Raw genomic sequence first — 24,396 nt, 5'->3', positions numbered from 1 at the left:
ACGGCCACGGGTAACCCGCACATCCTCCCAAACCGGGATCGAGTGATCTCGGGTGGTCACCGCAGGGAGGCCGGGCGGCGCCACTCCTCCCCGAGCACGTGCTGGGCCAGGAAGGCCAGCACGGTCTCGTACCACGCGATCGCGTTGCCGGGCTTGAGCACCCAGTGGTTCTCGTCGGGGAAGTAGAGGAACTTCGCCTCGGCCCCCGACCGCTGGAGGTCCCACCACAGCCGCAGGGCCTCGCCGATCGGCACGCGGTAGTCCTTGTCGCCGTGGATCACCAGCATCGGCGTCCTGATCTCGCCGAGCCACCGGTGGGGTGAGAGGCGCTCGTAGCGGGCCGAGCCGGGCGCGCCGAACTCGCGATACCAGTAGTCCGCGTCGTCCGTGGTGCCCGCGAACTGCTCCAGGTTCCACAGGGAGGCGTGCGTCACGATCGCCCGGAAGCGGTCGGTGTGCCCGGCGACCCAGTTGGCCATGTAACCGCCGAACGACCCGCCCATCGCCGCCGTCCGCTGCTCGTCGATCTCCGGCCGCTTCAGGCACTCGTCGGTGATCGCCATCAGGTCGGCGTGGGTGACCGGGCCCCAGTCGCCCCAGCCCCGGTCGATCATGCCCTGGCCGTACCCGGTGGACAGGCAGGGGTCGGGCAGCAGCACGGCGTATCCGTGCCTGGCCATCAGCCAGGGGTTCCAGCGCCAGCTCCAGTCGTTCCAGCTCCCGAGCGGCCCGCCGTGGATCCACAGCAGGAACGGCGCCGGGCTCTCGGCGGTCGCCTCCGCGGGGACCACCAGCCAGCCCCGGATCTCGGTGCCGTCGTCGGCCGTGGCGGTGACCTCGGTCAGGGTGCCGGGCAGGTCGAGCGCCGGAACGGGCGAGGGCAGCGTGGTCACCGTGCCGTCCGGGGCGATCCGCACTGGCGTGGGCGGCGAGTCGACCGCGCCGCGCACGGCGTAGACCACCCCTCCAGCGGCCGGGCACAGCTCGGCGTAGGCGCCGTCGTCCGAGGTCAGCCGGGTCAGCGCCGCGTCGGAAGGCGCGTCGAGGGCGACCCGGAAGACCGGGCGGCGGCCCCGGTCGTCGGCGGCGACGTAGAGCTCCTCCGACGAGGGCGCCCACGCGACCGACGCCGGGAAGATCTCCTCGGCGACGGCCCGTCCCACCCCGGTGTCCAGGTCGATCACCCACAGGTCGACCGTGGCCGAGACCTGCTCGGTGGCGTGCCGCTCGCGGGTGCAGGCGACGTGCCGCCCGTCGGGCGACACCAGGACCGGCCCGCCGAAGTCGTGCTCCGGCGAGGTCGCGAGCGTCCGCCGCGACCCGTCCGCGACGTCGATGGCGACCAGGTCGGTGCGCCCCGCGCCGTTCGGCAGGAATTCCCGCCAGGCGGTGATCACGGTCGAGCCGTCGGGGACGACCGCGAAGGAGGCGTCGCGCAGCGCGCCGCCCGGCTCGGGGGTCAGGTCCCGGACGTCCTCCAGGCCGTCCCGGCCGGCACGGCCGGCGAAGAGCCGGGTCTGCGCCGGGCCGATGTCGTGGTCCCAGCGCCGGATCGGGTAGCCCTCGTGCAGGATCGCGCTGACGCCGTCGTCCTCGCGGCCCTTGCGGCGCTCCTCCTCGGTCGCGGCGTCGCCGGGCAGCACCTCGGAGGCGTAGACCACCACGTCGCCGGCCGCCCGGACCGCGCCGATCCCGCCGGGGCGGGTGGCCAGCCGTACGGGCTCGCCCCGCCCGGGCAGCAGCCACAGCGCGGGCACCTCGCCGCCGGTCTCCTTGACCGTCTCGTCGGGCCGCCGGGAGACGAACAGCAGGTCTCCGCCGGGGGTGAACTCCGCGCCCGCCTCCCCCTTCGCCGACCGCGTCAGCCGGTGCGGCTCGCCGTCAGGGGTGAGGGGGATCTCCCACAGCGCCGTTCCGTACGACTTGCCGTCGGGGTTGAGGGACTGGACCACGGACACGAGCCGGGTTCCGTCGGGTGACAGTCGCAGCGACGCCACGCGCGGCAGGGCCATGTACTCGCGGATGTCGGGAAATTCAGTCACCGCTCGAACCTACTCGCCCGGGCCGCCCGGCTCGACCCCCCGATAGTGTTGTCCTTCATGGGGAGCACCACGGGGTCTGACGCGGGCTACGACGCTCTGCTCGTCGTCTCGTTCGGGGGGCCGGAAGGGCCCGAGGACGTCATGCCGTTCCTGGAGAACGTCGTACGCGGCCGGGGCGTGCCGCGTGAGCGGCTGCTGGAGGTCGAGGCGCACTACCAGCGGTTCGGCGGGGTCAGCCCGATCAACCGGCAGTGCCGTGAGCTGATCGACGCGCTGGATGTGGACCTTCCGATCTACTGGGGCAACCGCAACTGGCATCCGTTCCTGGAGGACACGGTCCGGCGGATGAAGGAGGACGGCGTGCGCCGGGCGGCGGCCTTCGTCACCGCGGCCTACCGCTCCTATTCGAGCTGCCGGCAGTACCTCGACGACATCGACCGGGCCCGCGCCGCCGTGCCGGGGGCTCCCGAGATCGTCAAGCTGCGCCACTACTACGACCACCCCGGGTTCGTGGCCGCGATGGCCGACCACACCCGCGAGGCGCTCGCCACGCTGCCCGAGGACGTGCGGACCGGCGCCCGGCTCGTCTTCACCGCGCACAGCATCCCCGTCTCCATGGCGCGCACCGCCGGCCCGTCCGGGGGCGCGTACGAGGCCGAGCTGCGCGAGACCGCGCGGCTGGTGGTCGAGCAGGTGGACGCGGGACGGCCGTGGGACCTCGTGTGGCAGAGCCGCAGCGGCCCGCCGCAGGTGCCGTGGCTGGAGCCGGACGTCTGCGACCACCTGGAGGCGCTGCACGCCGAGGGCGTGCCGGCCGTGACGCTGGTGCCGATCGGGTTCGTGTCCGACCACATGGAGGTCGTCTACGACCTCGACACGGAGGCCGCCGACCTGGCCGGCAAGCTCGGCATGCCGCTCACCAGGGCCGCGACCGCCGGCACCCATCCGCGGTTCGTGTCGATGGTGGCCGAACTGCTCGCCGAACCCGCTCCCGCGCCGTGCCCGGGCACCTGCTGCCCGGCCCCGGCCCGCCGCCCTTCCTGACCTCAGGAGGCGTACGTGCGGGCGTAGGCGTCGGCGAGCGACAGCACCTTGTTCACGTAGTCCCAGGAGTGGTTGTAGAACCACACGGACTTCCTGAGCTTCTCGCCGCCCTGGCCCGCCCCGTTGGCGCACAGGTATGTGGCCGCCGACGGCACCGCGTCGAAGGGGCTCCAGATGTCCGCCTTGCCGTCGCCGTCGCCGTCCACGCCGTACGACTTCCAGGTGGCGGGCATGAACTGCATCGGCCCGAGCGCCCCGGCGGACGACGGGCCGTTGTTGCGGCCGTGGCTGCTCTCCACCTGGCCGATCGCAGCGAGGACGGTCCAGGAGAGGCCGGGGCAGACGGTCGCCGAGCGCTGGTAGAGGTCGAGGTAGCTCGCCGGCCGGCCCACCAGGGCCTGCCCCTGCGGCTTCGCGGCCTTCGGCCGATCGCTGTCCGGGCCGATCCGCACGACCTGCGCGCCCTTGCCGAGCAGGCGGGCGACCGCGTCCCGGTCCACCTTGCCGGGGTCGCCGTGCACGAGCACCACGACCCCGCCGGGGAAGCCGAGCCGTTGCCCCACGTCCCGGCTGACCAGCCCGTCGATGTCGGGGAGCCCGAGCGAGGCCGAGGCGGCGACCCGCAGCCGGGGGCCGCCGTCGATCTGGTAGTCCACGCCCAACTGCATGCCGAGCCGCTTGATCGTCCCGCTGTCGGCGACCAGCTCGCCCCGGGCCAGCCCGCTCCACACCTCCGGGTGCTCGGCGACCCGCTTGGGGGTCCAGGAGCGGAACTGCGCCGGGTCGACCGCGAGCAGGCGCAGGGCCGTACCGGAGACGTGGACCGCGCCGCCGTCGGTGACCGCCACCTTCTGCACGTGCGGCAGCTTGGCGATCCTGCGAAGCGTCTCCGCCGGGACCGTGGCCGGGGAGATCGCCAGCAGCTGCGGCGGCGTGACCTGCACGCCCGGCCCACCGGCGACGGGCGCGCTCGACGGCAGCGTCTGGTCGGGCAGGAGGGCGGCCGTGGTGGCCCGCGCGGCCGGCAGCGCCTTGTCCGGGCGCGGCCGTCCACCGGCCGCGAGCGCATCGGCGTCGGGCCAGGTCACGAGGGCGGCGACACCCACGGCGAGCACACTGACGATCACGACCGCGAGCCCGGTCACAATGGGACGGATGCGCCCGGTAGCGTAGGAAGAGCGGGAAAGCACAGTCAGACCCCGCACCCCCGGCGACGGAAAATCACTTGCCCCATGATAGGCGGGCAGGCGATGGTCGAAACCGGAAATCTACGACGTCCGCGTGCCTCGGAAGTTCTCACCGGAACATTCCGCAGGCCGCCGCCGCTGTCCGAACGGCCGGCCCGGACGCACACGCACCATCGTGCTGAAGGGGAACACCAATGGTCGGGCCGTATCGCGGGCTGTTCGGCACGCCCGGAGTCAAGGGCTTCGTTTTCGCGGGGTTCGTGGGTCGGGCGCCCATGTCGATGCTCGGCATCGGGGTCATCCTGCTCGTCAACGCCGTCACCGGGTCGTACGCGACGGCCGGGGCGGTCGCGGCGACCGTCTCGGTGGCCTTCGCGATCGCCGCTCCCCTGTCGGGGCGGCTCGTGGACCGCTTCGGCCAGTCGCGGGTGCTCGTCCCGTTCATCCTCCTGCACGCCGCCTCGATCAGCGCGCTGATGCTGTGCGCGCACGCCCGGACCCCCCAGTGGGCCCTCTACGCGGCGGGCGTGGCGTCCGGCGCCACCGGCCTGTCGCTGGGCTCCATGGTCCGGGCCCGCTGGTCGCACGTGCTCGACGACCCCTCACGGCTGCACACGGCGTTCTCGTTCGAGTCGGTGGCCGACGAGCTGATCTTCGTCGGCGGCCCGGCGTTCGTGACCGCGCTGACGACGGGCGTCAACGCCTACGCCGGGCTCATCGCCACGATCGTCCTGGCTCTGTCGGGCACGCTGGTCTTCGCCTGCCTGCGCGGCACCGAGCCACCGGTCGTACGGCACCACAGGGCGGGCGGGTCGCCGATCGCGATCCCGGGGGTGGCGCTGCTGTCGGCCGTCTTCCTCGCCATGGGCGCGGTGTTCGGCTCGGTCGACATCATCACGGTGGCCTTCGCCGACGAGCACGGCAACAAGCCTGCGGCCGGGCTGCTGCTCGCCTCGGTCGCGGCCGGCAGCATGATCTCGGGCCTGTGGTTCGGCTCCCGGCACTGGAAGATCGGCCTGCGCAGCCGGTTCGTCCGGGGGCTGTCGCTGTTCGCGGCCGGGTTCACCCCGGTGCTGCTGATGGACGACATCCGCGCGATGGCCCTGGCGCTCTTCCTCGCCGGGCTGTCCATCTCCCCCACGCTGATCACCGGGTTCTCGCTCGTCGAGCGGATGGTGCCGGCCGGGCAGCTCACCGAGGGCATGGCGTGGATCTCCACGTCCATCGGCCTCGGGGTGGCCGTCGGCGCGTGGGCGGGCGGGCGGCTCACCGACGCCTACGGCGCGTCCAACGCGTACGGCTTCTCCTACGCGTGCGCGCTGCTCGCCGTCGCGGTCGGTCTCGGCGGGTCGGCGCTGGCCCGCGTACGGCAGCGGGCCGGCTGACGCTCTTTTTTGGCGTGTAGGCAGCGCGGGCGTTCATGAGTAGTGTTCACGTTCACTGCCAGGCCACTGGATGGAGAGCATGGACGCCTTCGTCAACTGGGCGCGCAACCAGTCGGTCACGCCCGCCGAGGTGCGCACCCCCGCCTCGGCCGCCGAGGTCGCGGACGCCGTACGGGACGCCGCGAGAGCGGGCCGCCGGGTCCGCATGACCGGCACCGGGCACTCGTTCACCGGGGTGGCGCTGACCGACGGCGTCCTGCTGCGGCCGAACGCGCTGACCGGCGTGCTCGGCGCGGGCGACGGCTGGGTGAAGGTGGCCGCGGGCACTCCGCTCCACGCGCTCAACGAGGAGCTCCACCGGCGGGGGCTCGCGCTCGCCAACATGGGCGACATCACCGCGCAGACCGCCGCCGGGGCGATCCAGACCGGCACCCACGGCTCCGGCAGGCACACCGGGGGGCTCGCCGACCAGGTCGCCGAGCTGGAGATGGTGCTCGCCGACGGCTCGGTCGCGACCGTGCGGGAGGGCGACCTGTTCGACGCGGCCCGGGTCGGGCTGGGCGCGCTCGGCATCCTCACCGCCGTCACGTTCCGGGTCGAGCCCGCGTTCCTGCTGCGCGCGCGGCGGGAGCCGATGGCGTTCGGCCGGATCCTCGACACGCTCGACGACCTGACCGGGGCCGACGACCATCTCGACTTCTTCTGGCTGCCCCACACCGACACCTGCCTGGTCAAGCGCAACAACCGCGACGCCGGCCCGGCCCGGCCGCCAACGACGTTCAAGAGGTGGCTCGACGAGGTGTTCCTGGAGAACACGGCGTTCGGCGCGGCCTGCGCCCTCGGGGCCCGCCTCCCCCAGGCGGTGCCCGCGATCAACCGGGCGTCCGCCCGGCTGCTCGGGACGTCGGAGTTCGTGGACGCCTCCCACCGCGTCTTCACCTCCGTCCGCGAGGTCCGCTTCCTGGAGACGGAGTACGCGATCCCGCGCCGCCACCTCGCCCGCGCCCTGCGGGAGGTCCGCGACCTGCTGGACCGCTCGGGCCGGCCGGTCACGTTCCCGGTGGAGGTCAGGGTCACGCCGCCCTCGGACGCCTGGCTGTCCACCGCGTACGGCCGGGACTCGGCGTACGTCGCCTGCCACGTCTACCGGGGCGCGCCCGACCCGGAGTACTTCGCGGGCGTCGAGGAGATCATGACCCGGCTGGAGGGCCGGCCCCACTGGGGCAAGCTGCACACCCGCGACGCGGACTACCTGCGCGGCGTCTATCCCCGGTTCGGCGACTTCGTCGCGCTGCGGCGCGAGATGGACCCTCACGGGCTGTTCGCCAACGATTACCTCGACCGGGTCCTCGGCGCGTCGCGGGATGGCTGACCCCATCGCCGCGTAAAGTCCCTCTCCACGGTCCGGCGTCTTCCGCGTGTCGCGTTGCCCGAGCCTCCCCCGGGGCAGGCACATTGCGGAGCACGGGCAGACCGGAGCCCGGCGCGCCACTCGAACCGAGGGAGCAACGCAGCAATGAGACCCTCCCGCAGGTCCGGCCGCACGGCGTACGCCACGTGCGCCGCCGCCGTGCCGTACGGACGGGCCGTGGGCGCGCGCCATCCGAGACACGACCCTCACTCTCGCGTTCCGGGTGCCGCCTTTCCTCTGGTCGATCATGACCGACGGGTTGCGGCGAAGTGAACGTCAAAAATGTGACCGGGGTCACAACACCTGCCTCGCCTCCTGGCGAGGCGATGTTCGGACATGCCGGGTACGGTGCTGGAAGGCAACCGGTTCACGCGAGAGACTCAAGGGTCCGGGGGAAGACAGAGCACGACGACGAAGGGACTCGCATGCAGGAGCTCCGTCTCGTCGCGGTGAGTGAAGACGGAACGTACCTCGTCCTGGCGACGGCCGGGCGGGGCACGCGCTTCACGCTGCCCGTCGACGACCGGCTCCGTGCTGCGGTTCGCGGCAACTTCTCCCGTCTCGGCCAGTACGAGATCGAAGTGGAGAGCCCGTTGCGTCCCAAGGAGATCCAGGCGCGCATCCGTGCCGGCGAGACGGCGGAGGAGATCGCGGCCACCGCCGGGATCCCGGTGGAACGAGTCCGCTGGTTCGAGGGGCCCGTTCTCCAGGAGCGCGAGTACATGGCCCAGCAGGCCCAGCGGGTCCCCGTCCGGATGCCCGGCGAGACCACCCCCGGGCCGACGCTCGGCGAGCTGGTGGCCGAGCGGCTCACCCGGCGCGGCGTGCCCGCCGACGAGATCGACTGGGACTCGGCCAAGCGCGACGACAACCTCTGGCGGGTGCGGCTCGGCTTCGTCTGGAACGGCCACACCCGGCACGCCGAGTGGCTCTTCGACCCCCGCCGCCGCCACATCACCCCGAACGACGACGAGGCCATGCGCCTGTCGGCGGCCGAGTACGTCGAGCCGGACCAGGCCGACGACGCCACCGTGCGGCCGTTCGTGCCCCGCCTCGCCTCCAAGCTCGCGCCTGTGCCGCCGCTGCCCAACGAGGTCCGCAGCCGCGACGAGTCCGCGTTCCGTCCCGAGCCGGTGCGTCCCGAGCCCGTACGGTATGAGCCCTCGCGGCCCGAGCCCGCGCGTGCCGAGCCGGTGCGTCCCGAGCCCATGCGCGCCGCCGAGCCGGTGAGATATGAGCCGCCGCGGGCCGAGCCCGCGGCCTTCGCCGAGCCCGCGGCTTTTGTCGAGCCGCTGCCGCGGCTGGGCGCTCCGCTGCGCCCGGAGCCCGGACGGCACCAGGACCCCGCCGCGCGGCGCGACCCTGGACGGACGGATCCGTCCGAGGAGGAGCTGGCCGCCTACCGGCCGGAGCTCACCCCGGTGCCCTTCCGGCTGCCGCAGTCGCTGATCTCCGCGCCCGAACCGGTCGCCCCGCCCGCCCTTCCGCCGGCCCGCGACCCGTACGACGCCGCCCCACCAGCTCCCCCGGCCAGCCGGGATCGGTACGACGCGACCCCGCCCGTGTCCCCGGCCGCGCCGCCCGCCCCGGTTCCGGACGTCGCGGCGTACGCGCTGCCCCCGGCTCGAACGGAACCCGAACCTTCTTCGGCGCCGGACGCCGCCGCGACCGCCGCGCCTCCCGCGCAGACCGAACCCGAGCCTTCGGCCACGCCTGCCACCTCCGCGCCCCCTGCGGCGCAGAGCGCCACCGCAACGGACTCCACAGTGCAGGCCACGCCCGCGACCTCCGGCGCGGAGGCGGAGCGTGGCGCGGACGCGCCCGTGCCGCCGCAGTTCACGGTCAGCCAGGACGGCCCCGCCAGTGAGCGGACGGATTCTGGCGCGGATGTGTCACCCGCAGTGCAGTCCGTCACGCCCGCCCCGGTGCCGGATGCTCCCACCGACGCCGCCACCCGCTCACGAACCGCCTCCGATGACGCCCCGGCCGGCTCTCGGACTGCCGCCGATGACGTGCCGGCGGATTCGCGGCCCGGCCCCACGACGGCGCTGGACGCCAAGGAGACCGCTGCGGCGGTCACACCCGGTTCCGCTACTCCGTCTGCCGCTGCGACCGTCGCTGACGGCGACATGCGGCCCGCCCCCGTCGCTGAGCCGGCGACGCAGGCCACGACGGACGCCCCGGCCGCCGCTACGACACCCGCCGCGAAGGCGGATGCCGATGCTCGCGAATCGGACACCGGCGCCCGGCCGGTGGGAGAGTCCGCGACGCACGACGTCGCAGCGCCCGCCTCCGCCGCTCCTGCGCCCGCCGGCGTGTCGTCCGCCGACCCTTCAGCGGCAGCCGCCCCAGCGACTACCAAGAGCGTGGACGACGACGCTCCGGCCGTCGAGGGACCTGTCACAGAGACGCCGCAGCAGGCGGATGCGGTCGCCAAGGCGCCCGAAGCGCCGGGCACCGCCACCGACATGACCACAGGCTCCGCGGCCCCGGACGCCAAGAGCGCGGACGTGGCCGATGACAGCACTCCCAGCGCGCCGAGCATCGCAGCACCTGCTGCGTCGGCTGGAGACACGCCAACCGGCGGCGTGGCGGACACGGCGAGCGCTGACACATCGGACACCAACACCGCTGGGCGTGGCGGGACGGCGAACACCGACGGTGCCGCCCCCTCAACGGTGGACAGCCCGGCGGCAGCCGACGCCACAGCCGCTCCAGCCACGGCAGCGTCCACGAAGACGGAGACGGACACCGCACCTGGCGCTCCTGCGGGCGCTGGGGCGGAAGCCGCGGCGGACACCGCTGCCCCGCCTGCCGTACCGGCAGCGGAGCCTGCAGCACCCGCTGCTGCGGATGACACGGTCCAGAAGACGCGGCCCGCCGTTCCCGCGCCCGCACCGCCCACTGAGGCGGCCAGGGCTCCTCAGCCGCGACCGAGGCGAGCGGGAGACCGCACGGGAGACGAGGCCAAGAGCGGCGCGAAGGACGGGTTGAAGGACAGCCCGAAGGACACCGCCAAGGATGGTCCGAAGGAGTCGAAGCCCGAGACTCCCGCTCCTCCGGTGCCGAAGCCCGCTCCCCCACGTCCTCGCAAGTCACGCGGCCGACGAGCCTCCGTACCGACCTGGGACGAGATCATGTTCGGCGCCCGCAAGCAGGACTGACGAGCGCGGCAGCGCTCTAGCCCTACTCGTCAACTCATCGCCGTCCGTGAGTGGAGCCGTCGCGGTATCCATCCGCTTGTGCTGTGGCGGCTCTCCGCCGACTCGATCGCTTCGAGTTCGCCGCGGTAGCAGGCGGCGTAGCCGAAGAGGTCGATGATTCATGCGGCCAAGGCTCGGTGTGGGCCAGCGTCGCCCGGAGGGCGCCGTCCGGCTGATATGTCGACGCCGGCGGTCCAGTCCGGAGACTTTCGCGACGCGCGGTGCGCGCTCTCGGGAAAGTTTCACGCGCGTACCCGGGTGAGACGTCCGGGAACTGCGCGCCTCCCGTACGGCCCGATTTCTGGGCCGCGGCGGGTGGCGTGGGGTGCGGCACGTCGTCCATGATCCACGGCATCCACATGATCAGGAGGCCGTGAGGATGGCGTACCAAACGGGTGGGTCGCGGCGTGTACTCGTCGCGGTGTTCACCGCCGGGCTCGCGGCGGTGCTGGCCGCACCACCGGCGGCGGCCGCGCGGGCCACGGACAGCGCGGCAGCAGCCGCGCAGGGGGCGGACAGCGCGGTAGCGGCCGCGCGGGGCACGGCGGGCACGGACGGCACGGCAGCGGCCGCGCGGGGCACGGACAACTCGGCGACAGCCGCCCAGGGCGCGGACAATACGGACAGCGCGGTGGGCCGGTTCGGGTGGCAGGAGCTGCACTGGGGCGACTGCGCGGGGGTCGCCGACCCGGCCCTGCGCTGCGCGGAGGTCGCCGTGCCACTGGACTACCACCGTCCCCACGGCCGGAAAATCACGGTCGTCGTCTCGCGGCTGCCCGCGACCGACCCCACCCGCCGCCGTGGGGTGCTGCTCACGACCGGCGGCGGCCCCGGCGGGCCGGGCGTCCCGCTGCCGTCGAGCCTCGCCCCCCTGCTGTCCCCCGAGGTGCGGGCGCGTTACGACCTGATCGGCTTCGACATGCGGTTCGTCGAGCGCAGCACGCCCATCGGCTGCGGCCAGGACGTGGAGGAGCCCGGCGGCTACTGGGTCCGCACCGCCACCTCGGGGAGCTTCCCCACGGACGCCGCCGAGGCCCGCGCGTACGCCCGCGCGTGCGTCCGGACCGCCGGGTGGGCGCTGCCCCACGCCACCACGGCGAACGCCGCGAGGGACATGGACGTCATCCGCGCCGCGCTCGGCGAGGAGAAGGTCTCCTACCTCGGCGGCTCGTACGCCGGCATGCTTGGCGCCGTCTACAGCACGCTGTTCCCCCGCCGGGTCGACAGGTTCGTGCTGGACAGCCCGCCCAACCCGGACACGGCCTGGCGGGCGTACGAACTGGCGCGCACCCCGGCCTTCGAGGCCGGGACGGCCGCCTTCGCCGCCTGGACGGCCCAGCGGAACGCCGACTACGGGCTCGGCGACACCGCGCAGAAGGTCACCGACGCCGTCTCGGGGCTCATCCGCCGCGCCCGGACGGCCCCGATCGTCGTGGCGGGCCACGCCTGGGACTCAGGCGAGCTGGGGACGCTGCTCGTGGCGGGCATCTACGACGAGCGGTCCTTCGGCCTGGTCGCGGCGGCCTTCGCCGCCCTCGCCGCGGGGCGGGAGCCGTTCGTGCCGTTCCCCGTGCGCCCGCTGCCCCCGGCCGGAGTGCCCGATGTGCCCGCCGACAACCACACCGCGACCAACATGGCCTACCGGTGCGGGGACGGGCCGTGGCCCCGCGACCCCCGCGACTACCTGCGGGACATCGCCTCGTACGGCGAGCGGTATCCGCTGTTCGGGCCGGCCAACGCCAACATCACCCCGTGCGCGTTCTGGCCGCGGATCGAGGACGAGCCGGTGCGGCTGTCGGCCAACCGGTCGCCCGGGGTCCTGGTGACCGCCGCGCTGCGGGACGTGGCCGTGCCGATCGCCAACAGCCGCGCCGTCGCCGCACGGATCCGCGGGTCGCGCATGGTCACCATCGACGCCCACACCCACGCGCCCTACCCCGCGTACGGCAACACGTGCCTCAACGGCGCGGTCGACGCATTCCTCACCACCGGGACGCTGCCGCCCGCCGACGTCACCTGCTGAGCCCTGCCGGCTCCCCGGACCGGCGCCGACGCCCGTCGTCGGCGGCCGGGCCGGCGGCCGGGTCGGGCCGCTGCCGGTGGTCAAGCCCCGGAGCGCTCCACACTCACTTTTCGGTCATACGGATCGTACGGCGAGAAAGTGGAGGTCAACCGGCCAACGCGGGCATGGACCACCGTAAGGATCATCGCGATGCGGTCGGGGCACCTGTCCAATCCGCGTAGCATCATCGGGCATGGGGTCGCCGAGAAAATCAGCGGTCGCGGGAGCCGCCGTCACGGTGACGGCGCTCATGCTGGCCACGCAGGGCTGTGCGATCATCGGCGGCGGATCGCCGAGGAACCTCGACGTCATCAGCGTGTCCAGCCCGCAGTTCCGCGACGGCGCCCCCCTGCCGCAGGACTACTCCTGCAAGGGGGGGCAGGGGAACCCGCCTCTTCGCTGGTCGGGCACGTCGGGCGCGAAGTCCGTGGCCCTCGTGGTCGACGACAGCAGCACGCATGGCGGTCCGGAGGTGCACTGGGTGGTGTTCGACATCGATCCCGACACGACCGAGCTCGGCATGGACGACGTCCCCCGGGGCGCCCGGCTGGGCAGGACGACGAGCGGGAAGGTGGGCTATACGCCCCCATGCCGGACCGATGGCAGCTACCGTTTCACTGTCTACGCGTTGGACGCCAAGCTCAGCCTCGAGCAGGGTGCCGGCCTCGCGCGGACGCTGGAGAGCATCGCGAGCCACACCATCGCACGTGGACGCCTCACGGCGAACACGATCGAGTGACATGCTGGGCACCGGAGGTAGTCGTGCTACACCAATCTTCACCTAGGGTGTGACAACGGTCATTGTGGTCGAGCAGAATCGGTTCCAATTGCTGAGCGCAGGTGGCCAGAGGGGGCAGGTCGCGTCGATGGCCGCGCGACCTCACCGGCGCCGCAGAAAGGCCATGGCCTTGAAGGTGGTGCTATGACTGCGGTCATTGTCGGTCTTGTCGCCGTCGTGCTTCTCGTGCTGCTGGTCGTGGCGCTGGGCATGCGGTCGATGAACCGCAGAGAGAGCGCTCTCTCGTCCGAGCGCATCAAGGCGATGGCCGAGAACAAGGGTCCCAAGCCACGCCGGCCGGCCGAGGAGACGTTCTTCGAGAGCTTCCCCAAGGGGTTCGACGCCTTCGAGGAGCCCGAGCCCGAAGCCCCCAAGCCGCGGCCCGCGAGCACCCGCCCCGGAAGCCGGCAGGCGCGGCCCGCGCAGCGCGGCGGCAAACAGCCCGCCGCCGCCCGCGGCAAACGCGGTGTGGACGAGTGGGGCGAGCCGGACGACTACGACGACGACTACTGGTCGCGCGTACGCGCCGACGAGGGTGGCTTCGGCGGCACGATCGCCGCGAGGATGGCCACTCCCCGGCCCGTCAAGGACACCTCCGGCCCGGCGGGCGCGCCTCAGGATCAGGCGGCCGACGCCGACGCGGTGACCGTGCAGGCTCCCCTGCCCCCGCGCCCCGCGGCCGGTCGCGCCGACGCCCCCGTCCCCGCCTCGGCGATGGCCGAGCAGAAGACCATGACGTTCGCCGCGCCGACGCCCGACCTGCTGGAAGCGGCCGGCTCCCCCGGCACCGGCCCGTTCGACGCCCCCGCCGCCCGCTCGACCGGAGCAACGCCGGCCGGTACGCAGAGCGGCAGGCCGGGCAGGTCCGGCAGGTCGTCGCGAGCGGCCCGCCGTGCCGCCGCCGCTGCCGCCGACACGGGTCAGCCGAGCGGTTCCTACGACGTCCCCCCCGGCACCGGCCCCTTCCCGGCGTCCGCGGGCACCGGCCCGTTCGGCACGCCGTCGGGCACCGGTGCGTATCCGGCTCCGCAGGGCGCCGACGCCCTGGACGGCGTCCAGGCGAACACCGGCCCGATGGCCGCGTCCGGGGACACCGGCTTCTTCAACCGCGCCGCGGCCACCGGCCCGTTCCCGGCCGCCGGCGGCGCGGGCTCCTACGACAGTCACGCCGCCGGCTCCTACGACGCCGCCTCGGCCTCTCCCATCCCGGAGACCGGGACCTTCGTCATGGGCAACTACGACTCGGCCCGCGGCAGCGGCGCGTTCGAGGCGGCCACGCCCCCGGCCCCCGTTCAACCCATCGCCCAGCCCGCCGACGCTCTGGCCGAGCCTGCGCCGCAGAGCGACTTCGACCCGTGGACGGCCCGCCAGCCGGCCCGCGCCGACGCCTACGACCCCTCCCAGGCCTCCACAGGCCCGTTCCCGGCGGCGCGCCCCTCGTACTCCCCCGCCCAGGAGCCGGCCGCCGGCACCCCCGCTCCCGGCAACCAGGGCAGTGCCACCGACCCCGGGTGGCCGGTGGCCGGCAGCTATCCGCCGGTCCCCGCCGCCTCGGCTCCCGCTCCGGGCTGGGCGGCAGCCCGGGACGTGCTGGACGACCCCGAGCCGTCGCACGGCTCGTCCTCCTGGCCGAACGCCGAGACCTACCAGACTCCGTCCTACGACGGCTACCAGGCGGACCACACCGGTCAGCCCTCCTATCCGGCCGCGTCGCCGGACGCACCGCCGGCCACGCCGTCGTACGAGGTGAACCCGGGCTGGGCGTCGATCGACGCCTCCGACAGCGTGCCGGGCGCCACGCCCGGTTCCGCCTCGCCGTACGAGTCGGCGGGCTACGACGCGCCGTCGGGACAGAGCCAGTACGGCTACGACCAGCAGCAGGGGTACGGCGGCACGCAGTCGTCGTGGCCCGAGCAGAACATGGGCGGAAGCTGGCCCTCCTACGACGAGCTGTACGGCGACGCCTCCACGTCGGCCGGCGGCCGCCGCCGGGGCAGCCACCGCGACCCCGACACCGACTATCCCGACTACTACCGGTGACTTTGCCGTCTCCTGCCTGGTGACGGGCTTCGTGGCTGACGTATCGTCGGCCCATGACCATCAGTGACGAGACGATCTCGCGTCGTGACTGGAAGTCCGTGCTCCGCCATGACGTGCCCGCCTCAGTCGTCGTCTTTCTGGTGGCCGTGCCGTTGTCACTCGGCGTAGCGGTCGCGTCCGGCGCTCCCCTCGCGGCGGGCCTCATCGCGGCGGTGGTCGGCGGGTTGGTGGTGGGGGCGCTCGGCGGGTCCGTCGTCCAGGTGAGCGGCCCGACCGCCGGGCTCTCCCTGGTCGTCGCGGAACTGGTCCACACGTACGGCTGGCGCGCGACCTGCGCGATCACGGCCATGGCCGGGCTGCTCCAGCTCGGGCTCGGCGCGCTGCGGGTGGCCCGGGCGGCCCTGGGGGTCTCCCCCGCCGTCGTCCACGGCATGCTGGCCGGGCTCGGCGTGCTGATCGCGCTCTCCCAGCTGCACATCGTGCTCGGCGGCAGCCCGCAGCGCTCCGCGCTGGGGAACGTCCTCGAGCTGCCCGCCCAGATCGTCAACAACCACACGCACGCCGTGCTGATCGGTGTGCTGACGATCGCGGTCCTGCTGGTCTGGGGCCGGATCCCCCGGCTGCGTGCCGTGCCCGCCCCGCTGGCTGCGCTGGTGATCGCGACGCTGACGGCGGGGGTCTCGGGCTGGGACCTGACGAGGGTCGACCTCGGCGGCGGGTTCTCCTCCGTCCAGACGCCGCTCGCGCCGCAGGGCGACTGGCACGCGATCGCCGGGGCCGTCCTGCTCGTCGCCCTCCTGTCGGGGGTGGAGTCGCTGCTGACCGCCGTGTCGTCCAACCGCCTGCACGACGGCCCCCGCGCCGACCTCGACCGCGAGCTCACCGCGCAGGGCGTGGGAAACGTGGTGTCCGGCGTGCTCGGCGGCCTGCCGGTGGCGGGGGTCGTCGTCCGTACGACCACCAACGCGCGGGCGGGCGCCCGCAGCCGCTGGTCCACGGTCCTGCACGGCGGGTGGGTGCTGCTGTTCACCACGGCCTTCGCCTGGATGATCGCGCTGATCCCCCTGGAGGCGCTCGCGGCGCTGCTGCTGTTCATCGGCGTGCAGATGGTCAACCTCGGGCACGTGCGGAACCTGCGCAACCACCGCGAGGTGCCGGTGTACGTCGTGACGATGGCCGGAGTCGTGCTGATCGGGCTCGCCGAGGGCGTGGCGATCGGCCTCGCGCTGGCCGCCCTGCTCGCCCTGCGCCGCCTCGCGTGGGTCTCGGTCGACGTGCGCCAGGACGGCGAGCGGCGCTGGCGGGTCGTCGTCACCGGATCGCTGACGTTCCTCGGCGTGCCCCGGCTGACCGAGGCGCTGCGCGCCATCCCGGCGGGGTCGGCGGTGGAGCTCGACCTGCACCTCGACTTCATGGACAACGCCGCCTTCGTGGCGCTGCACGACTGGCGGCTGGAGCACGAACGCGCCGGCGGCGAGGTCGACGTGGACGAGACGCACGGCGAGTGGTACTCCGCCGCGATCAACGGAGCCCGGCTCTTCCCCGCGAGGATCCCGCCCCGGCACGACCGCTGGTGGCTGCCCTGGGCCTACCGGCGCCCCGATGGTGCGCACTCGTACGGGTCCCTCGAGGTGATCGGGGCGGACGGCGGGAGCGCCGCGGGCGACGGCGACGCCGTGATCTGCGAGCCGCAGGGCGTGCCCGACCTCCTGAAGGGAACCCGGGAGTTCCAGCGCAGGACGGCGCCGATGGCCCGTCCCCTGTTCACCCGGATGGCCCGCAAGCAGTCGCCGTCGCACCTGTTCATCACCTGCGCCGACTCGCGGATCGTGCCCAACATCATCACCGCGAGCGGCCCCGGCGACCTGTTCACGGTGCGCAACATCGGCAACCTCGTGCCGCGGGCGGGCGCCGTCCCGCCGGACGACTCGGTGGCGGCGGCGATCGAGTACGCCGTGAACGTGCTGGAGGTCCGCACGATCACCGTCTGCGGGCACTCCGGGTGCGGCGCGATGGCCGCCCTCCTCGGCGAGGTGCCCGACCTGCCGGCGCTGCGCGCCTGGCTGCGGCACGGACGTCAGACCCTGGCCCGGTTCGTCGCCGCCGGGCCCGGGCAGGACGCCGACGACGCCGGGCCGCTCGACCGGCTGTGCCGGATCAACGTCATCCAGCAGCTCGACAACCTGCGGACCCACCCCCTCGTGGACGCTCGCGTACGGGCGGGCAGGCTGGAGCTCACGGGCCTGTACTTCGACATCGGCGCGGCCCGGGTGCACGCGCTGGAGCAGGAGCGCTTCACCCCGGTCCCGGAGCTGCGCACCACCGGCTGAGACGCACCGCCGTCAACCCGCTTGCGCTCTCAGCGGACGATGTCCGCCGATCGTGAAACCGGGCGGACGCCGCGCGCCGCAGCGCCAAGGATGACCGTATGAAAATTCTGGTCATCGGTGGTTCGGTGTTCCTGGGCCGGGCCATCGTGGAGGAGGCGCTGCGGCGCGGTCACGAGGTCACGACGTTCAACCGGGGCAGGAGCGGGACGGACCTGCCGGGTGTGGAGGCGGTGCGCGGCGACCGCGAGGTCACCGGCGACCTGCGGCGGCTCGCGGACGGCAGGCAGTGGGACGCGGTCGTGGACGTCTGCGGGTTCGTCCCCCGCGTCGTCCTGGAGTCGGTGCGGGCGCTGTCCGGGCACGCCCCGCACTACACGTTCATCTCCAGCATCTCGGCCTATCCGGACTGGCCCGACAAGACGGGCCTCGACGAGACCTTCCCCACCCACGAGTGTCCCCCGGACGCGGACGCCGAGTTCGGCGACTACGGCGTGCTCAAGGCCGGCTGCGAACGCGCGGTCGAGGAGCACTTCGACGGCGCCGCCCTGGTCGTCCAGCCCGGGCTCATCATCGGCCCGCACGAGAACGTCGGCCGGCTGCCCTGGTGGCTCCACCGCATCTCCAAGGGCGGCCGGGTGCTCGCTCCCGGCGACCCGGCGCTGCCCATCCAGCTCATCGACGCCCGCGACATCGCGGCGTTCACGCTCGACCAGGCGGCCGCGGGCACGACGGGCCGCTACATGACGGGCGGGGTGCCCGGCGAGGCCACGTTCGGAAGCTGGCTCGGCGACTGCGTGGAGGTCACCGGCTCCGGCGCGGAGCTCGTCTGGGCCGACGACGACTTCCTGACCGCACAGGGCGTGGAGCCGTGGACCGAGCTTCCGCTGTGGTACCCGGGCGCGGACGGCCTCGGCGTGTGGACCCACTCCTCCGCCAAGGCCGTCGCCGCCGGTCTCACCTGCCGCCCGTTGCGCGAGACGGTGCGCGACACCTGGGAGTGGCTGAAGGACATCCCGGAGGAGCGGCGCAGCTTCCGCGGCGTGCGGGTGGGCAGCGGCATCGACCCCGACAAGGAGCGCCGCGTGCTCGCCGCCTGGGACGCTCGCTGACGCGCTCACCGGCCGCCGGGTGGTCCGCTCACTGAAGGGGCATCACGGACGACCACGGCCACATCGGGCGCAGGGGTCAAGGGGTCTCCCGGGACGCGGCTGGGCCTTAGGCTGTCGGGCATGCTCTGGGTGGCTCTTCTGATCGTGGCCGTACTGATCGTGCTCGTCGCGCTGGTCGCGTCCGGACGTGTCCGCCAGGCGTCCCGCGGGCCCGCCCGCGGGACGTCGCGCCGCCGGCCCGCGCCGCGCCCCTCGGGCGGGACGGCGCGGCCGTCAGGGGGCGCCCGGCCCGGCGCCAGGCCCTCCTCCCGTACGGCCCGTGGCGGAACCTGGACGGGCGCCGCCGCCGGCGAGAGCACCGGCCCGCAGCCGGGTGAGATCTGGTGGGCCGACGTGCCGTACGAGGACGGCCCCGGGCACAAGGTGCGTCCCTGCGTGGTGCTCAGGACATACCGCGGCGGCGCGGAGGTCCTGAAGATCACCAGCCAGGACCGGAGCGACCGCTCCGACCACGTCGAGATCCCCACCCGCACGTGGGACCCGAGCGCGGACCACAACAGCTTCCTCGACCTCACCGGGCCGGTCCGGGTGCCCTCCGCCTCGTTCGACGACAGGGCCGGCACCCTCGACCCGCGCGTCTGGCGTCAGGTCTGCCGGCTCCACGAGATCTCCCCGAACTGAGCCCTGCCTCCGGCGGCCGCCGCCCGCGCCGAGCCGCGCGCCGGAGGGCTGCCGCCCGCGCTGCGCCGTGCTCCCGAGGCTGCCGATCACGCTGACCGTGCCCGCAGGCCGCTCCGGCCGCCCGGCTGAGAGATCGTACTCACCGGTAACTGAGTATCGGCGCTCATGTCCGCGCGGCGCGGGACACGCAGCATGGGCAGCATGACGAAACCCGTGAAGAGCACGACGACCACGGCCTTCTACCTGCAGGCCGTCATCTCGTTCGTGATCTCCCTCGCCGGTCTGGCCGCCGGGATCCTCTACCTGCCCGTCACGACCTGGGTGCGGTCGTTCCTCGCCCTCGGGCTGATGTACGTGGTGACCTCGACCTTCACGCTGGCCAAGTGCGTGCGGGACCGCCAGGAGGAGGCGACCGTCGTCAGCCGCGTGGACCAGGCCAGGCTCGACAAACTGCTCGCCGAGCACGACCCCTTCCGCGCCGACTGACCGGCCCCGCGCGTGCAACCGCCACGCGCTCCCGTACGGCTTCCGGATCACCGCTGGACCCGCCACGTAGACAACAGAATGCGACAGCGCGACAACAGAACGGAGTCATCTCGCACCACTTCAAGCGAGAATGTGACGAAGTGTCATCACTTTATCTCCAACTTATTGACTTTCCTCGGCCACTATCGCCTAATTCGATCGAAAGTGTCACCCGGTGCCGTCGAAAGCATCGGGCGCCCGTCTCGTCCCGCCTGGTTCCAGGGCCGGACCATGCCCGTGGTCCGGCCCCGGCGTCACGCCGTGAGGCCCGGCCCCACCGCCGGGTCGCGGCCACGCACCTCGCGGACGGGGCCGCATAACGGATTGGGGAACCATGACCGAGGTAGGCAGAGGAACGACGCGGAGCGTGTTCTCCCGGCGCGCCTTCACCACGGCGGCGACGGCCGCCGCGATAGCACCGCTGGTCGTGTCGGCTCAGGCCGACGCGGCGCCGGTCGGCAAGACCGCGCCACCGCCTGCCGACCCCGGCAAGCCGCGCCGCATCACCCTCTACGTGGAGAACCTGCCGAACGGCGAGATGGGCTACGGACTCGCGCCGGGCAAGGCCACGATCCCCGGACCGCTCATCGAGATGGTCGAGGGCGAGACCCTCGAAGTCGAGCTGGTGAACAACGCGGACGTCACCGCCAGCCTCCACGTGCACGGAGTGGACTACGAGACCAGCAGCGACGGCACGCGGATGAACGACAGCGTGGTCGAGCCGGGCGCCCGGCGCGTCTACGTCTGGCGCACCCACGCGCCGGGCCGCCGCCCGGGCGGGACCATCGAGCCCGGCAGCGCGGGCTACTGGCACTACCACGACCACGTGGTCGGCACCGACCACGGCACGGGAGGCATCAAGAAGGGCCTCTACGGCCCGCTGGTGGTCCGCCGCAAGGGCGACACGCTGCCGGACAAGACCTTCACCGTCGTCTTCAACGACGTGAAGATCAACAACCTCGCGGCCGGGCCGCACTTCCTCGCGAAGATCGGCGAGCGGGTCGAGTTCATCGTGATCACCCACGGGAGCGTCTTCCACACGTTCCACATCCACGGCCACCGATGGGCCGACAACCGCACCGGCCTGCTGGAGAGCCCCCAGGACCCGAGCCGGATCATCGACACGAAGACCACCGGCCCGGCCGAGTCGTTCGGCTTCCAGGTGATCGCGGGAGAGCGCGTCGGCCCGGGCATGTGGATGTACCACTGCCACGTCCAGAGCCACTCGGACATGGGCATGGCCGGGGTCTTCATGGTGTCCGACCAGAACGGGAACGTGCCGGGCGGCCACGACATGGGTGGCGGCTCCGGCGGCGGCATGGACATGTCCCACTGAGGCGCACCGGTTCGCGCCCGACCACGCGCCCGGCCTGACGCGAGCAGGCACGTCACGACCGTCAGGCGGTACGCGACGCGACGGCGCCCCGACCCTCTCATCGGAGGGACGGGGGCGCCTCGCCGATGGAGCACGCCGCCGCGGACGTGGGGCGGATCAGTACGGTATGGCCGTGACTGGTGACCTCCTTCGCGCCGGGCAGGCGGCGACCGCCTCCACCGGCGCCCAGCCGGCCCTGGACTACTACGTGATCACGCCCGAGGCGGGTGCCGGCGCCGTACGGGCGGAGGGTCTCGTCGTCGAGGAGTTCGTCTTCACCGGCGACCATCGGACCATCGGCCTGAACACCGCCGCGTGGAGCACGGACGACCGCGCCTGGCAGAGCTCGGCGGCCTTCGGGCGGGCCATGCGCGAGGATCCGCGACTACGCGCCCACGTGGCCGCCGTCGGCCGTACGGACGCCGAGACCACCTATCGCCGCCTCGGGGGAGGCGCGCTTCCCGGCGAGACGGAGCTGCGGGAGTGCTTCCGCGACACCCTGGCCCTCCCGGACTCCGCTCCCCTGCGGCTCGGCCCGGAAGGGGGCTCCGACGGGTTCCCGGACTCCCGGGTCTACCGCGTCCTGTTCGCGGGCGACCTCCGGCTCTCCGGCCTCGCCTGCCTCGCACCGGAGGTCGTCACGCTCGCCGAGGACGCCGGCGACCCGCGTACCCGGATCGCCGGGACGGGCGGACTGCGGACGGCGCGGGACGTCTTCACCTGGGAACTGCGCCGCATCGGGCCCGGCGTCGCCTGCTGCGTCGATCTCACGGCGCATCTGGGCACCACGTCCGACGACGCCCTCCGGCCACTGCTCCGGAGGCTGACGACGGCGATACGTCACGCGGGCCCGATCCCCGTGACCATCGAACGCTTCTCATGATTCTCACAAGCGGAAATATCACCCAATCTCGCCATTAGCGCCCATTTCCGGAGTTGTGGCAGAAGGACCGCTAAAAATCTTCTCTGCGGAAACCGTGGATACCCCCGAAGAAGATGTGATATAGATCCTTTCACATTGGTTCTGGATGGATCTGGGCTCTGGAGCGGCAGCGTGGGCAAAGGGCGTAAGGGCGAGAAAACCAACAGAACCAGGATTTCGATCACGTACACCGTGCTTATCATCACCGGCCTTCTCCTCGCCGTCGTGGGGGCCGTGGTGGCGATACTGGGCCTGGGCGGGGTCGTCGAGTTCAAGGGCGAGGTCGCCGGAGCCAAGGCGGAGACCACGAGCGTCGGACTCGCGGTGCTGGTGGTGGGCGCACTGCTGGCGGGGATCGTGGCCGTCAAACTGCCGGCCCAGGTGACCGTTCTGGGAGACCGTGGCCGGAGAGGCTTCACCGAGTGGTTCTCCGAGTTCGGCGTCAGGCTCTGCGCCCTTCTGGTGGCGGTCGGCGTGGTCCTTCTGATCATTTCCCTCTTCGCCTAGGCCGGCACATGTCGTGGGTCACGGCTCATATGGACGAGCGCATTGTCGAGATCGCCGGAGACGAGGGCAGCTCACCCGGCAGATATATGCGGTACGTTTTCGACGACGACACCGGCACGTACCTCCGTCCGGCGGAAACCGAGCAGATGCTCGCCTTCCGCGAGCGGGGCGTGAAGATGGCGTATATGCAGGCGCAGGCGGGCGCCGGATTCGACGCGGACGCGTCCGAGGCCGCGTGGCCGGGAATCTGGCGCGAACTGACGAGGAAGCGCCAGGAACCCACGCCCGAGTATTTCGCCATTCTCGACACGGGACTGCTCTCCCGTCACCCCCTCCTGCGCGGGCTGATCGTGGACGGGACGAACCTGACCACGGAGCCCGACGGCGAGGACACGAACGGCCACGGAACGATGGTGGCGCTCATCCTGGCGGACGGCCTGACCCGCCGGCCGCGTCTGCTCAACGTGAAGGTCGCCGACGGAAACGGCCGCGCGACTCCCCGCGACCTCGTCAAGGGCATCGAATGGGTCCGCGACTTCGCGCGGAAGACGTCGTCGCCGGTGTGCGTCAACATCAGCCTCGGCTGTTATTCACGCCGCTGGGGATTGTTCGCCTGCGACGGCACCTGCGATCTCTGCGAGGCCGCCGTGGCGGCGGCCGGAGACGTACGGATGATGACGGTCGCCGCCGGCAACGAGCCGAACAAGACGACATGCCCGGCCATGGCCGGCTTACGAGGGCGGGCCGGCAACATCTTCGCCGTGGCCCAGCTGGCATGGGACCGCAGCGGAGTCGGAACGGTCGCCTTTCCCGCCGGCATGCAATGGGTCCCCTGCGAAGAGACCGACGAATGAGCCCGGCACTCCCCGCGCCTGGTCCGCGATTTCACGGACCCCGCATCGTCTTCAGCAGTGCCTGGCCCGGCGGCGATGCGCGACCTGCGTGAGTAATGTGGGCTACTCCCGACGAAAGGGTGTGCGATGTGGGGTGCCGGCGTATTCCTGGTGTGGGGGATGTTTCTGGCGGCGATGATCTGGGCGGTCCTGCCGCTGCCGAACCGGCGGGCGAGAATCGCGATGCAAGGGCTGCTGCTGTCGGCGATCGCGGCGGTCTGCGTCTACGCCGTCGATGAGAGCGGTCCTGCGGCGATCGTCCCACTGTGCTTCGTCTTCGGCCCCGCGGTCCTCATCGCGGCATCACGTCTATTCGTCGCCCTCCGGGGGCACAGCAGCCCTCGGCCGAATCAGTCACCGGCCGACGCGTTATTCGGCAGTTGGTCGCAGAGGCCGAATCGGTGAGGGGCTTACTTAGGGTCGTCGGGTACGGGAGCGGTGATGATCCCGCCGAGCAGAGTGTCACTTTCCACCATGTCCCGGTGGAACAGGACCCCGGAGAGGCGGCTGGCCAGCGCGAGCGCGGGAGCCACTGTCTCGTGCCGGTACAGGGACTCCTCCTGTGGGCCCGAAGGCGTTAGTCCGAGCTCGCGCAGGTCGGCGTTCAGGGCGTCAGGCCGCGCTCCCCAGCGTTCCTGGGGCCAATCCGGCCGGAAAGCCGTGCGGAGTTCACCCTCGACCGCATGCGCGAAGTGGTGGGATGCGGCGTAGTCATGTCGCATGACGGAAACCGCCTCACCTCCCCGGGACAGCTCCCGCAACGTCTCCGGCCGGTTGCCTTCCCAACCGCAGGCCTCGAAGGCGAGCGTCCACCCGTTCACGTGGGTCACGACCAGGTCGGATTCTCCGTCGGTCTCCTCGACACGCTCCCAGATGCCCTCCCAGTCGTACGGCCGCATGTT

The 24,396-nt window shown here is 72.7% G+C and carries 19 protein-coding genes; 16 read left to right on the top strand and 3 right to left on the bottom strand.

The features are described from left to right. Positions 1-56 precede the first annotated feature (56 nt). Entirely contained in the window at positions 57-2,012 is a 1,956-nt protein-coding gene (locus Mam01_RS11170) for a prolyl oligopeptidase family serine peptidase (RefSeq protein WP_204285367.1), read from the bottom strand. An 87-nt stretch (positions 2,013-2,099) separates the two neighbouring features. Between Mam01_RS11170 and Mam01_RS11165 the strand changes: the two genes are divergently transcribed. Continuing rightward, a complete protein-coding gene (locus Mam01_RS11165; protein ID WP_204285307.1) occupies positions 2,100-3,086 on the top strand; it encodes a ferrochelatase in 987 nt (328 codons plus the stop codon). 2 nt (positions 3,087-3,088) lie between these two features. Here Mam01_RS11165 and Mam01_RS11160 read toward each other — a convergent pair whose 3' ends face one another. After that, positions 3,089-4,231: a lytic transglycosylase domain-containing protein gene (locus Mam01_RS11160; RefSeq protein WP_239101222.1), complete on the bottom strand. Its 1,143-nt coding sequence runs from the start codon at positions 4,229-4,231 to the stop codon at positions 3,089-3,091. Positions 4,232-4,467: 236 nt separating this feature from the next. On the opposite strand from Mam01_RS11160, the gene Mam01_RS11155 reads away from it, so the two are divergent. The 15 genes from Mam01_RS11155 (at position 4,468) to Mam01_RS11085 (ending at position 23,899) form a co-directional block, all read left to right on the top strand. Beyond that, a complete protein-coding gene (locus Mam01_RS11155) occupies positions 4,468-5,658 on the top strand; it encodes an MFS transporter (RefSeq protein WP_204285306.1) in 1,191 nt (396 codons plus the stop codon). 79 nt (positions 5,659-5,737) lie between these two features. Next, the gene (locus Mam01_RS11150; RefSeq protein ID WP_239101221.1) at positions 5,738-7,030 is read left to right on the top strand and encodes a D-arabinono-1,4-lactone oxidase; all 1,293 of its coding nucleotides are present in this window, start codon (positions 5,738-5,740) and stop codon (positions 7,028-7,030) included. Between the two features lie 464 nt (positions 7,031-7,494). Beyond that, entirely contained in the window at positions 7,495-10,233 is a 2,739-nt protein-coding gene (sepH, locus tag Mam01_RS36545) for a septation protein SepH (RefSeq protein ID WP_239101220.1), read from the top strand. 418 nt (positions 10,234-10,651) lie between these two features. Continuing rightward, the gene (locus Mam01_RS11140; RefSeq protein WP_204285304.1) at positions 10,652-12,295 is read left to right on the top strand and encodes an alpha/beta fold hydrolase; all 1,644 of its coding nucleotides are present in this window, start codon (positions 10,652-10,654) and stop codon (positions 12,293-12,295) included. Positions 12,296-12,527: 232 nt separating this feature from the next. Then, positions 12,528-13,073, top strand: a complete 546-nt coding sequence (locus tag Mam01_RS11135; RefSeq protein WP_204285303.1) for a YbhB/YbcL family Raf kinase inhibitor-like protein — start codon at positions 12,528-12,530, stop codon at positions 13,071-13,073. Positions 13,074-13,256: 183 nt separating this feature from the next. Beyond that, entirely contained in the window at positions 13,257-15,152 is a 1,896-nt protein-coding gene (locus Mam01_RS11130; protein ID WP_204285302.1) for a hypothetical protein, read from the top strand. Between the two features lie 53 nt (positions 15,153-15,205). Next, positions 15,206-17,482: a SulP family inorganic anion transporter gene (locus Mam01_RS11125; RefSeq protein ID WP_204285301.1), complete on the top strand. Its 2,277-nt coding sequence runs from the start codon at positions 15,206-15,208 to the stop codon at positions 17,480-17,482. Positions 17,483-17,580: 98 nt separating this feature from the next. Then, positions 17,581-18,591: an NAD-dependent epimerase/dehydratase family protein gene (locus Mam01_RS11120; protein WP_204285300.1), complete on the top strand. Its 1,011-nt coding sequence runs from the start codon at positions 17,581-17,583 to the stop codon at positions 18,589-18,591. A gap of 120 nt (positions 18,592-18,711) precedes the next feature. Beyond that, positions 18,712-19,272, top strand: a complete 561-nt coding sequence (locus Mam01_RS11115; protein ID WP_204285299.1) for a type II toxin-antitoxin system PemK/MazF family toxin — start codon at positions 18,712-18,714, stop codon at positions 19,270-19,272. 201 nt (positions 19,273-19,473) lie between these two features. Then, positions 19,474-19,758: a YiaA/YiaB family inner membrane protein gene (locus Mam01_RS11110; RefSeq protein ID WP_150931982.1), complete on the top strand. Its 285-nt coding sequence runs from the start codon at positions 19,474-19,476 to the stop codon at positions 19,756-19,758. Positions 19,759-20,131: 373 nt separating this feature from the next. After that, positions 20,132-21,133 carry a multicopper oxidase domain-containing protein gene (locus tag Mam01_RS11105; RefSeq protein ID WP_204285298.1) on the top strand — a complete coding sequence of 334 codons (1,002 nt, stop codon included), beginning with the start codon at positions 20,132-20,134 and terminating at the stop codon, positions 21,131-21,133. Between the two features lie 172 nt (positions 21,134-21,305). After that, on the top strand, positions 21,306-22,055 hold the full coding sequence (locus Mam01_RS11100; protein WP_204285297.1) for a hypothetical protein: 750 nt from the start codon (positions 21,306-21,308) through the stop codon (positions 22,053-22,055). Positions 22,056-22,286: 231 nt separating this feature from the next. Next, positions 22,287-22,601, top strand: coding sequence for a hypothetical protein (locus Mam01_RS11095; RefSeq protein ID WP_204285296.1), 315 nt, complete (start codon positions 22,287-22,289; stop codon positions 22,599-22,601). Between the two features lie 29 nt (positions 22,602-22,630). Next, the gene (locus Mam01_RS11090; RefSeq protein WP_204285295.1) at positions 22,631-23,455 is read left to right on the top strand and encodes a S8 family serine peptidase; all 825 of its coding nucleotides are present in this window, start codon (positions 22,631-22,633) and stop codon (positions 23,453-23,455) included. Positions 23,456-23,581: 126 nt separating this feature from the next. Next, positions 23,582-23,899, top strand: a complete 318-nt coding sequence (locus Mam01_RS11085) for a hypothetical protein (RefSeq protein WP_204285294.1) — start codon at positions 23,582-23,584, stop codon at positions 23,897-23,899. Positions 23,900-23,904: 5 nt separating this feature from the next. Here Mam01_RS11085 and Mam01_RS11080 read toward each other — a convergent pair. Beyond that, positions 23,905-24,396: DUF6461 domain-containing protein (locus Mam01_RS11080; protein WP_239101219.1), on the bottom strand; the 492-nt coding region annotated here is incomplete at its 5' end.

It is taken from the genome of Microbispora amethystogenes (genome assembly GCF_016863015.1).
In the GTDB taxonomy this organism is placed as follows: Bacteria; Actinomycetota; Actinomycetes; order Streptosporangiales; family Streptosporangiaceae; genus Microbispora; species Microbispora amethystogenes.
The sequence above is the reverse complement of the archived record's forward strand: the minus strand, read 5'-3'. Positions and strand labels throughout refer to the sequence as shown.